Source organism: Desulfovibrio piger (genome assembly GCF_012843875.1).
GTDB lineage: Bacteria > Desulfobacterota > Desulfovibrionia > Desulfovibrionales > Desulfovibrionaceae > Desulfovibrio.
The window spans coordinates 135,913-151,343 of the sequence record NZ_JABAFY010000001.1 but is presented as its reverse complement, the minus strand read 5'-3'; the positions used below and the strand labels follow the sequence as shown (position 1 = coordinate 151,343).

Below are 15,431 nucleotides of genomic sequence, written 5' to 3'. Positions count from 1 at the left end.
AAGAAAAGCTTGCGGGGAGGGAAACCTTTTTGGAAAAAGGTTCTCCCTCCCCGCGCCCCTCCCTTCCAAAAACTTTTACTGCTGGGCCTGCGTTTTGCCAGCGGGCCTGTGCATGGATGGGAATGGGGTTGCCTTGGCTGTGAAGAGGCTCAAATCGAAAATATTGTAAGGCAGCGGTGTCGCCATCGACATCCAGCGGAATAGTATTTGCGAATTTTCGGGCCTGGCAGGGAAAGCACACGATGGTATTTTATGGACCATCATGCCTTTTCAAGGCGTCCTTCCTCCTACCGGCTGTTGATGGGGCAGAATTTTTTCCAGAGCAGGAACATCCCTCAACTTGCGCCAGCCATAAAAAAGACTGCCTGTGATGCAGGCAGTCCTGATGAGCGGTTTTGGGGGAAGGAGGGGGCGAGGGGGAGGGAACAACTTTTTTCCGCAAGGAAAAGGGGTCCCCTCCCCCTTCAAAGGTTTTCCTAGTCCTTTTTCTGGTCCTTGAGCATCTTCACGGCGCAGAATTTGCCGCACATGGCGCAGACATCTTCATGCTTGTGGTCTTCGCGGCGCTTGTCCAGCTGCTGGGGATCAAGGGCGGCTTCGCGCATCATGTCCCAGTCCAGGGCCTTACGGCCGGCGTTCATGGTGGCTTCGCGGCGCACGGCACGTTCACGGCCCAGGGCTACCTCGCCCACATGGGCAGCCACGCGCGAGGCCATGACACCGGCGCGCACATCTTCTTCATTGGGCAGGGTCAGATGTTCGGCCGGAGTCAGGTAGCAGAGGAAGTCCACACCGGCTTCCACGCCCAGGGCGCCGCCGATGGCACCGGCGATATGGTCGTAGCCCGGGGCGCTGTCGCAGCACAAGGGGCCGAGGACATAGAGGGGAGCGTTGTTGGTCAGGCGCTTGATGCCCTGGATCTGGGTGCGGACCTGATTCATGGGCACATGGCCGGGGCCTTCGATCATGCACTGCACGCCCTGTTCCAGAGCATACTTGGCCAGACGGCCCAGGGTAATGACTTCTTCCCACTGGGCGGCATCACCGGCATCCACACCGGCACCGGGGCGCAGGCCGTCGCCCAGGGACAGGGTAACGTTGAACTGGCGGCACACGTCGATGAGACGGTCGAAATACTCCAGCAGGGGATTTTCCTTGCCGTTTTCCAGCATCCAGCGGGCCAGCATGGAGCCGCCACGGGAGACGACGCCCATGACGCGGTCCTGCTTGACGGCCATTTCCGCGCCGCGCTTGGTCAGACCGCAGTGCACGGTCATGAAGTCCACGCCCTGGCGGGCCTGTTTTTCGATCTCGGCGAACAGGTCGTCAGGCTGCATGCTGGCGATGTCCCGGTCATTGTCCAGGATCTGCTGGCCCACGGAATACATGGGCACCGTGCCCAGCGGGCGCGGGCAGGCAGCCAGCATGCCGGTACGGATGGCATCCAGATCACCGGCGATGGAAAGATCCATGACCGTATCGGCCCCGGCTTCCAGGGCCACGGCCAGCTTGCGTTTTTCGGTGTGCAGACAGTTGCACAGCGGCGAGGTGCCGATATTGGCGTTGACCTTGATGCGGGAAGGCTGGCCCACGACGATGGGCGCTAGGCCCGCGTGGGCGGGATTGCCCAGCAGGACCATGCTGCCGGCTTCGATGGCGCTGGTGATGGTTTCAGGGGCAAGGCCCTCTTCCTGGGAAAGGGCGGCCAGATGCTGGTCGAGAAGGCCGCGCAGGGCGGCGTTACGGGAGAGGATGGAAGACATGGGTTTGCATCCTTGGGTTTGGACGCAGGGCGCAAAAAAAGCCACAACCTGTCTTTCGCGGGTGCGGCTCAGCTTCCCTACGGCAGTGCGAACTGCGTCAGGTTCACAGGGTCTGGGACTATCCCACTCTCAGCCGTGCAACTGCCGTTCACGGCTCCCCTAGCTGGCGGGCACTGTAGCGGGCTTTGCTCCGGCTGTAAAGTACGCCCCCGGAGGCGCGGCTTGCAATAGCCGGGCAGCTGGACTAGGGTCAGGCGTCATCGCCCGGCTGCAGCGACCGTTTCTTCAGGATGGCGGCAGGCCGGGACCGATGTCTGCTCAGGGCGCCGGGCGGCCTGGCTTTCGCTGTTCATGCGGAGGCCGTCTGCCGGACGGATGATGCGTCCTGAGCCCAGAGGAGAGCATGCAGCGTAAACGTTATCTCACTCCCCTGACATGGCCGGCCATCTCCTTTGCGGCCATGATCCTGCTGGGGACACTGGCCCTGTGCCTGCCCGTCTGTCATGGCGAAGGAGCTTCCCTCTCCGTGGTGGATGCTGCGTTCCTGTCTACTTCCGCAGTCTGTGTGACCGGCCTGTCCCCGGTGGACATCAGCCAGGTGCTGAGCCCTGTGGGACAGGGCGTGATGCTGGTCCTCATCCAGGTGGGCGGTCTGGGCGTCATGACCTATACCAGCCTGATCTTTCTCCTGTGGCGCAAGCAGGTGCCCTTCACCAGCCGCGAGGCCGTGAGCCAGGCCCTGCTGGGCGGAGATTTCAATATGGGGCAGTTCCTCCTGCAGGTCGTGTGCATCGTCCTGGGCGTGGAGCTGCTGGCCGCGCTGGTGCTCTTCCTGCATGATCCGGTGTTCTTTTCTCCCTTCAGTGCCCTGTTCCATGCGGTCTCGGCCTTCTGCAACGCCGGTTTCGCTCTGGCGCCGGACAATATGGTCGCATTCCGGGAAGACGGGCTGGTCTGCACGGTCATCTGCATCTGCATCGTCCTGGGGGGCATCGGTTTCGGCGTGCTGCGGGAATGCCTGGGCATCCTGAGCCGGGGGCGTCTGGCGCCGGTGACGCGTCTGAGACGTCTGAGCCGCCTGGTCATCAATACCAGCCTGTTCCTCATCGTGGCCGGGGCGCTGCTGATCTTCGTGGTGGAGTGGCGTCGCGCCGGCAACGAGGATCTGGTGGGGGACGGCCTCCATCTGTTCCTGATCTCGCTGTTCCACTCCATCTCCGCCCGAACCGCCGGTTTCAATATGGTGGACATGGCCAACTGGAGCCACGCGAGCCTGATGGTCCTGATGGTCCTGATGTTCATCGGCGGCGGACCGGGGTCGTGCGCCGGCGGTATCAAGATCGTGACCTTCCGTCTGCTGGTGGGCTATGTGGTGGCCCAGGTGCGCGGGGATCGTCAGATCGTTTTCCACAAGCGGGGCGTGCCGCCGGAGAACCTGACGCGGGCCCTGACGCTCTTTTTGCTGCATACGCTGAGCATCTTCTTTTCCGTCTTTTTGCTGACCATCACGGAAAACGGCATCCTGCACCGGGTCGAGGGACAAAGCATGGCCTTCGTCAATTTGCTGTTCGAGGTGGTCTCGGCGCAGGGCACCGTGGGGCTGAGCGTGAACCTGACTCCGCAGCTGACCAGTGAAGGCAAGTGCATCCTGATATTCAACATGTTCGCCGGTCGTGTGGGGCTGCTCTCCCTGCTGCTGGCCCTGCGCAGCCTGCAGCCCAAAAAGGCCTATGCCTACGCGGAAAGCCAGCTGCCCGTGGGGTAACACCGGAGAAGGATAGTTTTGAAAGGACGCGGCCAAGACCGTGTCTGCGGCTGTTCCCGAAGCCGCCCCCGCGGGCGGCATCGGCGCCATCGTGACAAGGAGCCTGCATGGCAGAGAAAACTTTGGAAATCGGCATCATCGGTCTGGGGAAATTCGGCCTGCGCATGGCCACGACTCTGGCTTCCATGGGCCATACGGTCATCGGCATCGACATGGCCGATGCCCGTGTGCAGCTGGCCGAAGAGCTGCTGGATACGGTCTACAAGGCCGACGCCACCAGTCTGAGCGTCCTGCGCTCCCTGCATGTGCAGGATCTGGACTGGGTGGTCATCAGCGTGGGCGAAGGGGTGGAACAGTCCCTGAGCATCACGCTCAACGTCCAGGAGCTGGGCGGCCCCAAGATCTGGGTCAAGGCCTCCAACGAGGAACACAAAAAGATCCTGCAGCGCCTGCATGTGGACAGGGCCATCGTGCCCGAGATGGAAGCCGCCGTCATGGCCGCGCACCAGCTGTGCCATCCGGGCATGCTGGACCTGATTCCCAAATACGGCGGCATCGCCATCCAGGAGCTGCGCGTCGACAACTGGCACGGGCGCACGCTGGTGGACCTGAACCTGATCCAGTCCTTCGGGGTCATGGTCATGGGCATCCGTCCGGCAGGCGAGCGCGCTTTTCAGTTCGTCCCGCCGGCGCTCACCGTGCTGCACAAGGGAGACACGCTGGTGGTGGCCGGCCGGGCCGATGCCGTGCGCAAACTTGAGCCGTAACCTGATGGTTGCCGTTTTTGGCCAATAAAAAAGGACGCCTGGGGGCGTCTTTTTTCGTTCAACTGTCCAGCAGGGCCCGTGTCAGGATGGAAAAGCCCGACAGGCCGATGACGATGGCCAGCAGGCGCTGGAAGCTGGCCTCGCCGATCTTGCGTGCCAAGGGATAACTGATGACCAGGCCCACGCCGCAGCCCAGCAGACAGGGGATCAGGCCCTGGAGCACGGGCCCGGTGTAATAGCCCGCCAGGTATTGCATGAGGACCAGAGGCAGGGAGAGCCCCAGAAAGTACAGGCTGATATTGCCGCGGGTGCGGTCCTTGTCCCAGTGGGCCAGCTGGGCATACATGCCGATGGCCGGGCCGCCGAGGCCGCTCACTGCCTGGATGAAACCGGCCAGCGCTCCGCTGACGGAGCCCCAGAGCCGGGGCGAATGCAGGGGCCCCGGCCGGTGGGCCAGCAGGTGCCAGACCATGTGGGCCATGAGCATGATCCCCAGGCCCACCTGCAGGGCACGCGCGGGGATGAGCGGCAGCAGGGCCACACCCAGCAGGGCGCCGGGGATGGTGCCCAGGAGCAGCAGCCGAAGATCGGCCATGCGGTAATAATGGCGGAACTGCCAGCCCAGGATGGCAGGCAGCGGGATGCAGATGATGCAGGTGATGAGGGAGGCCGTCTTGATGTCCGTGACCAGCAGGACGATGGGCAGGGCGAAGATGCCCGCGCCCAGTCCGCTGATACCGTTGACGATTCCCCCCAGGGTCCAGCCGGTGAAGCAGATGAAAAATGATGCCCAGTCCATCAACTGGCTATACGGGGCTGTCTTGAGCTTGTAAAGCGGTTCGCCCGGCCTCTTTGTCCGGGGCAGGTGAAGGGCAGGGGCGTGCCCAGACCGGCAGATCGCGCCAGAAGGCCGTCAGGCGGCGTTCCTGGAGTTTCCAGTCAGGAGAGAAGCGGGCCAGCGTCTGCCGGTAGGCCGGGGAATGATCCATATGATGCAGGTGGCACAGCTCGTGCCAGCACAGGTGCTCCAGCAGGGACAGGGGCAGCAGGACGGCACGCCAGTTGAGGCTGATGCTGCCGCCGTCACGGCTACTGCAGCTGCCCCAGCGGCGGCGCTGGTCCCTGACAGTGACCCGGGCGACGGTGAAGCCGCCCTGACCGGCGAGCCGCTGCAGATAGGGGGGCAGCAGCTTTTCTGCCTGCCGGCGGCACCAGTGGCGCAGCAGCAGGGCGGCATCTTCCGGCGTGGCAGCGGCATAGAGCCGGAGTTCCTCATCCCGGACAAGGGCCAGCAGACGTTTGCTGCCGGCGCGCAGCAAAAGCGGCGGCTCTGTGCAGGAAGCGGCCTGGCGGCGGCCTTTGGACAGCGGCCCGTCGGAGATGATCTGCAGGGCCGTACCGCGCAGGGGAAGGAGAAGCTTTTCCGGCAAGACGAGCGGAGCGGGCGCGGGGCAGGCAGGGAGATGACGTTCCAGCCAGGGCAGGAACGAGAAGAGCAGGGCAGGCAAGGCCGTGGCGGGGATGCCGGCAGGCACGGTCAGGAGCAGGCCCTTGTCGGGGGACAGGCGCAGGCGCAGATTCCGGGCCCGGGCGGAAGGGATGAGGCGTGCCTCATGGCGGCTGCCGTCTGCCAGAGTGAACAGGACGGAGCGGTCGCCATCGAGGAGCTGGACGGAAGAAGGAGCGAAAAGGGGCTGCATGCCGTAAGCTTGCCACAGCTGTTGCGGGCCTGTAAACAGGGTAATAAAAACTATACGAATGATTTCAATGTGTTATTATAAATATAACTTGTTTTTTTATGGATTTGGCGTTATGCAGATGACAGGCAGCCCGATAATTTTTTTCGGGAAAATGGAAAAAGTGCTTGCATTCGCTAATAAGATTTATTATCAATAGCTCAACGGGGAACGGAACAAGACCTCCTCAACAACAAGCACACCAACAGAGCCACGGCTCGGGAGACAGCATATGAAATCTTTGAAAGGTACCCAGACCGAGAAAAACATCCTGACCGCTTTTGCCGGTGAATCTCAGGCCCGCAACCGTTACGACTTTTTTGCTGCCAAAGCCAAAAGCGATGGCTACGTCCTGGTCCGCGACATCTTCCAGGAAACCGCCCTGCAGGAAAAGGAACACGCCAAGCGCCTGTTCAAGTTCCTCGAAGGCGGCGATGTGGAGATCGTGGGTGCATTCCCTGCCGGCATCATCGGCGCCACCGAAGCCAACCTGCTGGCCTCCGCCGCCGGTGAAAACCACGAGCACACGGAAATGTATCCTTCCTTCGCCGCTGTGGCCGAAAAGGAAGGTTTCTCCGAGATCGCCGCTGTGATGCGCAATATCGCCGTGGCCGAAGCCTACCACGAAAAGCGCTTCCTGGCCCTGGCCAAGGACATCAAGGAAGGCCGCATGTTCATGCGTGAAAAAGCCACCGTGTGGCGCTGCCGCAACTGCGGTTGCCTGGTGGAAGGTACCCACGCTCCCGATCTGTGCCCGGCCTGTGCCCATCCCAAGGCCCACTTCGAAGAACTGAACTACACCTTCTAGTCCTTTCCTGACGTAGCCTGCCCGCTACAGTATGGATACCCGGGGCCGTGGCGATATGCCGCGGCCCCTTTTTCTATACCAGCAAAAAAGGCCCTCCCTTCGTGAAGGGAGGGCCTTTTGCGTTGCAAAGGAATATGCCTCAGGAGCAGGGCCGTCGCGGGGAGGACTTTTCCAGGCAAGGCAAGACCTGACAAGACGTCTCTGCCGGGATGCGGATACGACGGGCAGAAAAGCAGGCAAAGAAAAGCGGGCAAGCCCGCAGCTGGCGCGTCGCTGTGGTTGTCCGGCATCCCGCGCCCTTCCGGCATCAGGCAGCGCTCGGGAACCGTTTCACCCCCCTCTGCCATTTTCTTCAGGGCAGGCGCGGCCCCTGGCCCGAGAACAGGTCAAAGTTGTTGCCCAGGCGTCCGGCGCCATTGAGCAGGGTCTTGCTCAGGGAAAGATAGTCCGTGCTGCTTTTGCTGCGCAGCTGCCGTTCCCGGGCCTGGGATCCCTGGGCGGCATTGCGCTGGTTCCAGGCCTGGACTTCCTGATTGTAGGCCGCGCGTTCGCCCTGTTCTTCGATGGACAGGGCATCAAGTTCTCCTTTTTCCCGCAGGTCGAGCTGACTGTCCAGATGGCTGCCGCTGTCGATCTGCGCGCCCGAGGCCCCGGCCTGTGCCGCTGTTTGCCGACCAGCAGGGATGTTTCCTGACGTTTGCGCACCGCCTTGTCGTAACTATCTGCCCGGGTCTGCCGGGCTTCTTCTTCGGCCATGCGGGCATTTTCTTCAGCGATCTGCGCATTGCGCCGGGCCATGTCGGCGGAGAATTCCGCCTGTTTGCGCTGCTCTTCCTGACGGCTCACGGCACTCCAGGTGCCCACGGCGGTGCTGGCAAAGGTCACGGCGGCCCCCAGCAGGGCCGCGGTACTGCTGGCCACGGCCATCAGCGCAGCTCCTTGTGCCAGACGCTTTCCGTATGGCGGGCCCCCAGGCGGCGGTACAGGGCGTCACAGGGGCGGGAGGCCGGGGAACTGTACTGGACCACGTCCGCGCCGCGTTCCCTGAGCCCGGCCTCGGCTGCACGCAGCAGCTTCAGGACGGCCAGGCCCTTGCGGGCGGCCGGTGCCAGATACAGGCCATCCAGAGCGGCCAGACGTTTTCCCGGACGGTGCGGGCAATCCGTCAGGGTGAAGGCGGCGTAGCCCTGCAGGCTGCCGGAGCTGTCCCGGGCCGTCACCACATGCAGCATGCCCAGCCGCTCCCAGCAGGCATAGCGTTCCGTGTCCAGGGCGTAGACCTGCGGGCCGAACAGGGCGGCCTCGCTCTCGTCCCAGTGGGCCTGCAACAGGGGCGGCAGCTCCGGCAGCAGGCGTTCGAGCGGTTCACAGTGACAATGGATCATGCTCTCTCCTTGGTTCATATCTCCGCAAATTCCACATCCAGGCTCAGGGCCAGCAGGTGGAAGGGCAGGGGACGTTCCTGCACCAGCCAGATGGTGGCCGAGGGGCCGTGTCCTCCGGCGGGCAAAAAATCCACATCGCCGCTGAAAGGTTGGCAGGCCTCATCCCAGCGCCGGGGCAGGAAGGGGATGTCGTAAAGTTCGTCGCGGCCGGCTCCGTAGCGCCCGCCCACGCTGCGGTACAGGCGCAGGCAGCAGCGGCCTAGCGCCCGTTGCCGTCCCAGCGTGCTGCCGGATTCGCCGTTGCCTTCCACGGGCAGGGGCGACAGGACGGAGGCATAGGGCAGGCCTGCCTGGACGATGCGGGCGGCAAAGGGCAGCCGGATGCGGCCCTGCCGCACCACGCAGCCTTCCACGGGGCTCCCGTCCGCCAGCACGGCCAGGGACTGGCCTTCCAGATGGTCGAGCCCGTCCACGTCGTTGACCGCTTCTTCCCGGTGAAGGCTCAGACCGCAATCCACAAAAAAAGCTTCCTCCACAGGATCGCTGTCCTGCCACTGGGGGGCCAGACGTTCCAGACAGTAGCGGGTGCCGCCGTCCGCATCCCGGCGGCGGACCACCAGCAACAGTTCGTCGCTGTCCGGGCCGGAGATGCTGCACACGGACAGCACCTCTCCGGCCGTGGGATGGCGGCTCCAGCCCCAGATGTCGTGCTCCTTGAGATAAGTCAGGGCCAGCAGCAGGCCGTCGTCGCGTACGATCCAGAGCACGGATCCCGGCGTCTGCTGGTAGGCCCACTGACGCAGGCGGTGCCCTTCGAACAGATGCGGCGCCAGGATGGAAAGGTCATTGCCCGCATAGCCGTCTTTTTCCAGCGAATAGAACAGGTCGCGCACATGGGCGCCGTGGCGCTGCACATGCAGGATGGCATTGCCGATGATGATGGGCGCAAGGCCCGCGCTGCCCCAGTAGGACTGGGCCGTGATGGTGATGTTGCCCGGGGTGATGGCACTGCCGTTGCCGCTGGCCTTGTATTCGCTGCCCGAGGTGCCCAGCAGCAGGTCCCCGAAGCTGGCCGCCCAGGCGATGGCGTCGATGGAGCCGGACGCGATGAGGTATTCCACCGGGTCGTCGTCCTGCAGGGGGCGGGACTTGCGGAAGTTCTCGAAGTCCCCGCTGCGCGAAAGGTAGAAGGCCTGCGGGCTGTCGCGTGTGCCCGCCAGGACCATGCGCTGCTGGTGGAAGGCCACCACGGACGGGTTGTTGCCGTCGGCGAACGGGTCCCAGTCCTCGCGCGGGGTATCGGCGGTGTCTGCCTGATAGTTGTTGTCCGAAAATGTCGTGCCGCTGCTGACGCCGATGAAGCCGTAGTACCCGGCCTCCTCCCGGTAGATATTGTATTCCGTGGCGCCTTCCACGGCTGTCCAGGAGATGTCCGTGCGGTTGCCCACCACCCAGTCGGAAGGATGCTTGCCGTTACAGCTGCCCGCCTCCGAAGCCAGCGACTGCTTGCCGTTGGCGTCCACGGCCACGATCTTGTAGCGCAGCGTGTAGCCGAGCCCGGCGTCATCGTCGTTGTTGCCGCGTACGAACGTACAGCCGGGGGCTTGGGGAGCGGGCAGGCTGCTGTTGAGGGCCACGGCTTCCAGCGTCCAGCGGTACCCGTGGCTGCGGATGGCATTTTCCGGCAGGGGGGCCTCCGGCTCGCTGTCCGTACTGCGGACGAGCTTGTGCAGCGGATAGGCCGTGTGGGCCAGATAGACCGTATCCCCCACCTGGGCGGCGCAGATCTCCAGCAGATGCCGGGCCTCGTAAGGGGTAGGCAGCCGGGGAATGCTCCCTTCCTGCGGATCGAAGCCGTGGATGTCGGCGATGCTCAGGCCATTCCCCGAAAGGACGAGCACGAAGTTCTGTTCCGCCAGAGCATTGAAGCTGAAAGGCAGGAGCACGGCCTCGTCTTCGAGGCTGCCCAGGAATAGGGTCCCGGGGCGGCGGCGCACGTCGCCGTGCAGGCCGGGCAGCATGTTCTCCATGCATTGCACGGAACTGCCGTAACGGGAAAGGTCATAGCGGGCGGCCAGGATGGGGGAGACCTCGCCGCCGGTGAAGTTGTGCAGGGCTATGCGCATGGATCCTCGAAAAAGGTGGAGGTTGCGGGATGGGCAGGAGAACCAGGGAAAAGCCTGTGGGAGCTGTCCCGGATCGTGGGGAAAAAGGCAGCATCACAGGACGGGGAGGGGGAATGGGATCGGCCAGACGCAGGATGCTCGTGTTCACGTTGCCGCATCTGTCCCAGCCCGTATGCTTTCGGGCACGGGCCGTGACGGCATGTGCCGGGGCCGGTATCCGTTGCAAAGAAAATGGGCCGTTCCCGCATCCGCCGGGGCTCAGGCCGCGCTTGCTTCTTCCCACTGCCACAGGCCCGCCGTGCCCGGCACCCAGACGCAGGCGGGCATGTCGGCCCTGGCCAGCCAGAGCTTGTCTTCGTAGCTGTAGTAGCAGTCCTTGGTGACATCCATGCCGTAGAGGAAGGCGAAGGGATGTTCCCGGCTGCCGTCCGGCTCTTCACCGGTCTCCGGGTCCACGGACAGCGGGCGGTACACGGCCAGCAGCCCGGCGGCATCCGGGGGCTGGTTCTCGATGGCGGTCACTTCCTGCATCACCTCATAGACGATGCCCTTGTGGGCCAGGCGGTAGCCCTTGGCGTAGGTCCGTCCGGCGGCCCAGTCCGTGAACAGCCCGGCTTTGGCGAAGGTGGCGAACTCGGCGGCGGCGAAGGCGCCCGTCTGTACCATGTCCGCCTGCATCCGGGCCATGAGGATGCTGCGCGACTGCGCCCTGGCCTCGGCTACGGCCTGCGCGGCCAGCTCCTCGTCAGTGGGCGGGCGGTTGGCCTCTTCTTCCAGACGGGCCTTCTCTTCTTCCCACAGGGCCACGAAGGGGGCCACGCGCCCGGCGTAATCGTCGGTGGAAAGCTCCTCGTTGGGCAGTCCGTCGCCGGGCTCCACATGGCCCGCGCCATCGTGCCACTGGAGGGCGTGGAAGGTCTCGGACGTGATGCCGTCCAGGAACAGCACTTCCCCGTCCACAGAGATGATGCCGTCGGACGGGATGACGGTGACGTGTGTTTTCATGCTAGACCACCTTGATGAAGAAGTGCATGGCGAGATGCGGGTCGGTGTGCGTGCCGGATACCGAGCCGGACAGGGGATGCGTGTGGGAACCGTTGCCGCCCGTTGCGGAAGTACTGGAACTGCCGCTGTCGTATAGGTTCCCGCTCTCCATATACCGTCCTTTAGTCGATATGACGGCAGAGAACGGGTGCGTGTGGCTGGGTATCTGCGTTGTACTCAGCGTCGTGGCCCCGGTACTGCCGGAAAGATCCACAGCGACATCTTCGCTGCCGCCTTCCGTGCCTTCGGGCTCGGCTTCGCTGGCACCACGGATATAGCGGCCCCGCAGGTCAGGCACGGTGCCGTCCTTGCCGTCGCTGCCGCCGTCGCAGAGGATCCATTCTTCGCGTGCCTGCTCTTCTCCGGGCATGATGGCCCGGCGTCCGTCACTGCCGCCCGGCGTCGCGCCCCAGATGGGGACGGGCACGAAAGGCGGGAACATGTCCCAATAGTCAGGTCTGGGCACCCAGCTTGCGTCCAGCGTGCCGTCTTCCCCGGCCTGGGGCACGGTGTTGGCCGCCGCCGTGGTGCTGGCCAGCACGCCGCCACGCTGGGAAGCACTGGCCTTGCGGACGCGCAGTTTCCCATCTGTTTCGAGTTCAAGGCCGTCCTCGTGGCCGGTCTGGGGCATGACGCTGCCCAGGCTGGTAGGGGTGGCGATGGCCGACGCCCCGGAATCGCCCTTGGGGATGCCGAGATGCAGGATGCCGGTCTCCGGGTCATAGTCGCCGCCGGCGGGCAGTCCGGGATCGAGCGTGGACACCTCCACCTGCAATCCCAGGATGGACGCGGCGCTCTGGGCGGCCCTGTCCTCGCTCCCTGCCGCGGCCTCCGCGCTCTGGCGGGCTGCCGTGGCGCTTTGGGAGGCGTCGGCGGTACTGGCGGCTGCCGCTGCCCGGCTTTGGTCGGCGGCTTCTGCCGAGGCAGCTGCGGCCTGTGCGCTGGCTGCGGACTGCGAAGCGCTGGACGCTGCTGCGGATTCGCTGTCCTGGGCAGCTGCGGCGCTGGCCTGGGCGGTCTTTCCCGCCTGCAGGAGCTGTTCGGCCATCTTGATGGGCGTCTCGTCGCTGGTGGGGGGCAGGATGACCGCCCGCTGGAGCTGTTCCAGCAGCTGCTGGCGTTCGGCCGTAGCCCGGTCGAGGCCTGTCTCGATGACTTCGGCATCGAAGCGGGTCCCGGACACCAGGTCGATCTGCTGTTCAAAAGGCATGTTGCGGGTGATGGCCAGTTTCCAGCCCGCGGGCAGGGGAGCGCCTTCGTGGAGGTAGGTCACGCTGCCGCCGTCGTCGTTCAGGAGGGCGGTCCAGCCGCTGGCCGGGCGGCTGTTGCCGTCGGGGCCGGTCAGGGTGACGGTCAGTTGTTCCGTTCCCCAGACTTTGAAGGAAAAAGGAAAATCCGTGGCCGTACCGTTGCCTTCGAACAGGGCACGGCCGGGACTGTAAGGCATGGTCATGCGAACTCCCGGAAAAGGGGCGGACAGGGAAGGCCGCCATATAGTGAAGAGCGGGTATCGGGCCGTCAGCGGGCCTGCAACCAGCTGTCGGGCAGGGGCAGGGGGCGGCGCTCACTGGCATCGGACTGCCGGGCCTGGGGCAGGCTGGCGCTGTAGAGCTGTTCCAGCTCCGCGATCTTCTGCCTGTTGCTCTTGAGCAGCGGTGCCGCCAGCAGGCAGGCCAGCTTGCGGGCCAGCATGTGGGCGAAAAGGTCGTCGAACTGGTGGCAGTGGCGCACGTCTTCCGTATAGAGCAGCAAGGCCCGGCTGGCGCTGGTGAGCAGGATGGTGGCATCCCCGGCGGGATCCCGCGCCAGACAGAAGGGGCGCGGCAGCAGGCCTTCGTGCCGGACCTCATGCGCTTTGAGGCAGGCCTCGGGCAGGGCATAGGCAAAGCGGTATTCCTGCTCGAAGCCCGAGGGCAGGGCCACCCGGGCCAGCCAGGCCCGGCGCTGGGCAAAGGCCCAGGGGTAGTCGCGCAGGGCCTGCCGCCGGGCACTGTCCCAGTACAGGCGGCATTGCAGGGCCTCGGGCGTGTTCTCGTCCTCGGCGGCGATGCTGCGGGCGCCCAAAAAGCCCAGGGCCCGGTTCCAGATGGCGATCTGGGTCAGGGTCTCCATATGTCTTCCTTGTGATGGCATCAGGGAAAAGGGAACGGAGGGGGCTCCCCTACGTTGGGCAGGGGGGCGGGGCAAGCGTCCGCCCCGCCCCATGAATGAGGGGTCTGTCGCCCGCCGGTCGCGGGCATGATCCTGTCTCCGGTGCGGCGACCGGGCTGTGAGATGGCCCGGCCGCTCCCGGTGCAGGAAAAGGACTAGCGCACGCGCAGTTCCTTTTCGTAGGGGAAGTCTTCCTCGCGCAGCAGGGCCGCGAAGATGTGCCCGTCATGGCTGCCGCTCCCGGCCGGAGACAGCTTGAGGCGCAGCCAGCTCTTGCGCACGGCCTGGGGCACGAAGCGCCAGCCCAGGCGGGCGCCCTCGCCCAGTTCCGCCCCCTGGACGGTGATGGCAGCGCCGGGCACGTCCTGCCATTCGCCTTCGGCGCTGTCGGCTTCCTGCAGGGTCAGGGCCAGCGAGGTGGTCTGTTCTTTGGCGAAACCCCTGGTCACAGAGATGCGCAGCGGCATGGGCTCCATGCGGCCGGGCAGGCGCAGGGCCGTGAGGGGTACGGCCTTGCCGGTGCTTTCGGCACTCAGGGGACCTTCGAAAAGGATGCAATGACTGTCGATGATGGCCATGAGGACTCCTTGTTTCCTGAAAAAATGCATGGGGAGCGGACGTATGACGGCCGCAGGTCGTGCAGTCAGAGGGGAGAGCAACCGGGGGCGCCGGGACACGGTGGAGGCGGAGGAAGGGGAGCGCCGCTGCACGGACAGCGCATCCGCCCGGGGATCGTGCGTAAGGTCCCGGCATCCTGGCAGCAGCGGCAGCTCAGGGCGGTCCCCCCTTGGAAGGGCACGGCTCTAGATGGAAGCCTCGTCCGAGGCGATGGCGTCGCACTGGCGCACGGGGCGGCCGTGCAGCACGGGAACGGCCTTGGCATCGAAAAATTCGCCGTAGTGCAGCTGCACCTGCCCGGCGTCGGAGTTCTGGAGTTCCAGCGCGGTGATCACATCGGCGTTGGCGTACCAGACGGCTTTCTGGCGCAGATGCTGGGGCATGCGGTTCTTGGCTTCGATGGTCAGCTTCTGCAGATCCACGAAACCTTCCTCGCCCTTGCGCTTGCCCAGTGCGGCCACGGGCACGTTGGCGATGCGCACCACCCCGCGCCAGTCGCGTACGGCCAGACCGCAGCGCCAGTTGTATTTGTCGCCCGTGACCTGATATTTGCGGCCGTTTTCGTCCTGCGCCATGTAGGTCTTGAGATCTTCGTGGGAAAGGCCGCCGCGGCTGCCCTTGGGATAGATGCCGTGCACGGACTGCGGCCCCCAGGAGACCAGCCAGAGCGAGGTGCAGCCGCCGTCGCGGCCACCGGCGTCCAGCACGTTTTCGGCATCGCTGGCCGGGTAACGCATGGCCAGGCCGTTGAATTCGTCGGGGTTGCGGTTGCTGTCGCCATAGAACAGGGTGCGGGCCACCTTCTGGCGCATGGCCTCGGCAAAGGCGATGCCCTCGCTCATGCGGAAGGAGCGGTCACGGTCGCCGTACAGGCGGATCTCTTCCACATCCAGTTCCATGATGGCCTCAAGGATGCCGCAACCTTCCTTGACCTGGCTCCACTGGGACTTGGCGGGCGGCGTGCCCTGATAGAGGCGGCGCCAGTATACGGCGGGCAGGCCGGTGCGGATGCGCGTCAGGTGGCCGTCGGACTGGTTGGCTTCCATCCAGGGCACGTCATCCATGATGTCGTTGGTCTTGTTCATCAGCTCGATGATCTGGCCGGCCTTGTCGCCGCGATAGAACTGTTCCATTTCGGCCAGCGTGGCCACAAAACCCAGAGTGGCGGACATGAAGTCTCCTTGGCAAAGGTGGTCGGGAAGGGGCCGTCAGCGGCCCGGTACGAAACGAGGGAAAGGGGAAAATGCCGTGTGCCGGTTGGCGACCTG

General features: G+C 64.7%; 14 protein-coding genes and 1 riboswitch. Of the genes, 3 read left to right on the top strand and 11 right to left on the bottom strand.

Translation table 11 applies throughout. The annotated features are described in order from the left end of the window. Nucleotides 1-476: 476 nt before the first annotated feature. Nucleotides 477-1,763: a phosphomethylpyrimidine synthase ThiC gene (gene thiC, locus HF854_RS00705; protein WP_168934555.1), complete on the bottom strand. Its 1,287-nt coding sequence runs from the start codon at nucleotides 1,761-1,763 to the stop codon at nucleotides 477-479. Nucleotides 1,764-1,820: 57 nt separating this feature from the next. Further along, a riboswitch (TPP riboswitch) is annotated at nucleotides 1,821-1,934 on the bottom strand. 232 nt (nucleotides 1,935-2,166) lie between these two features. Here thiC and HF854_RS00700 point away from each other — a divergent pair. After that, complete coding sequence (locus tag HF854_RS00700) at nucleotides 2,167-3,528, top strand: TrkH family potassium uptake protein (RefSeq protein ID WP_168934554.1); 1,362 nt, start codon at nucleotides 2,167-2,169, stop codon at nucleotides 3,526-3,528. A gap of 107 nt (nucleotides 3,529-3,635) precedes the next feature. Further along, entirely contained in the window at nucleotides 3,636-4,295 is a 660-nt protein-coding gene (locus HF854_RS00695) for a potassium channel family protein (RefSeq protein WP_168934553.1), read from the top strand. Between the two features lie 58 nt (nucleotides 4,296-4,353). Here HF854_RS00695 and HF854_RS00690 read toward each other — a convergent pair whose 3' ends face one another. Then, nucleotides 4,354-5,094 (bottom strand): sulfite exporter TauE/SafE family protein, encoded by a 741-nt coding sequence (locus tag HF854_RS00690; protein ID WP_168934552.1) that lies wholly within the window; start codon nucleotides 5,092-5,094, stop codon nucleotides 4,354-4,356. Nucleotides 5,095-5,101: 7 nt separating this feature from the next. Beyond that, nucleotides 5,102-5,995 (bottom strand): M48 family metallopeptidase, encoded by an 894-nt coding sequence (locus HF854_RS00685; RefSeq protein WP_168934551.1) that lies wholly within the window; start codon nucleotides 5,993-5,995, stop codon nucleotides 5,102-5,104. Between the two features lie 268 nt (nucleotides 5,996-6,263). Between HF854_RS00685 and rbr the strand changes: the two genes are divergently transcribed. After that, a complete protein-coding gene (gene rbr / locus HF854_RS00680; protein ID WP_006006079.1) occupies nucleotides 6,264-6,839 on the top strand; it encodes a rubrerythrin in 576 nt (191 codons plus the stop codon). Nucleotides 6,840-7,271: 432 nt separating this feature from the next. Here the strand turns inward: rbr and HF854_RS00675 are convergent, their stop codons facing one another. The 8 genes from HF854_RS00675 to HF854_RS00640 form a co-directional block, all read right to left on the bottom strand. Next, nucleotides 7,272-7,766: a hypothetical protein gene (locus HF854_RS00675; protein ID WP_240937617.1), complete on the bottom strand. Its 495-nt coding sequence runs from the start codon at nucleotides 7,764-7,766 to the stop codon at nucleotides 7,272-7,274. Next, the gene (locus HF854_RS00670; protein WP_240937616.1) at nucleotides 7,766-8,224 is read right to left on the bottom strand and encodes a GNAT family N-acetyltransferase; all 459 of its coding nucleotides are present in this window, start codon (nucleotides 8,222-8,224) and stop codon (nucleotides 7,766-7,768) included. Before HF854_RS00670 ends, HF854_RS00675 begins: the two co-directional genes overlap by 1 nt. Before the next feature lie 14 nt (nucleotides 8,225-8,238). Further along, the gene (locus HF854_RS00665) at nucleotides 8,239-10,350 is read right to left on the bottom strand and encodes a phage tail protein (protein ID WP_168934549.1); all 2,112 of its coding nucleotides are present in this window, start codon (nucleotides 10,348-10,350) and stop codon (nucleotides 8,239-8,241) included. Nucleotides 10,351-10,608: 258 nt separating this feature from the next. Further along, the gene (locus HF854_RS00660) at nucleotides 10,609-11,355 is read right to left on the bottom strand and encodes a hypothetical protein (protein ID WP_168934548.1); all 747 of its coding nucleotides are present in this window, start codon (nucleotides 11,353-11,355) and stop codon (nucleotides 10,609-10,611) included. A 1-nt stretch (nucleotide 11,356) separates the two neighbouring features. Further along, complete coding sequence (locus tag HF854_RS00655) at nucleotides 11,357-12,847, bottom strand: hypothetical protein (RefSeq protein ID WP_168934547.1); 1,491 nt, start codon at nucleotides 12,845-12,847, stop codon at nucleotides 11,357-11,359. 65 nt (nucleotides 12,848-12,912) lie between these two features. Then, entirely contained in the window at nucleotides 12,913-13,506 is a 594-nt protein-coding gene (locus tag HF854_RS00650; RefSeq protein WP_168934546.1) for a phage connector family protein, read from the bottom strand. 194 nt (nucleotides 13,507-13,700) lie between these two features. Then, entirely contained in the window at nucleotides 13,701-14,123 is a 423-nt protein-coding gene (locus HF854_RS00645) for a hypothetical protein (RefSeq protein WP_168934545.1), read from the bottom strand. Between the two features lie 225 nt (nucleotides 14,124-14,348). Further along, entirely contained in the window at nucleotides 14,349-15,335 is a 987-nt protein-coding gene (locus HF854_RS00640) for a major capsid protein (RefSeq protein WP_168934544.1), read from the bottom strand. Between the last annotated feature and the right edge of the window lie 96 nt (nucleotides 15,336-15,431).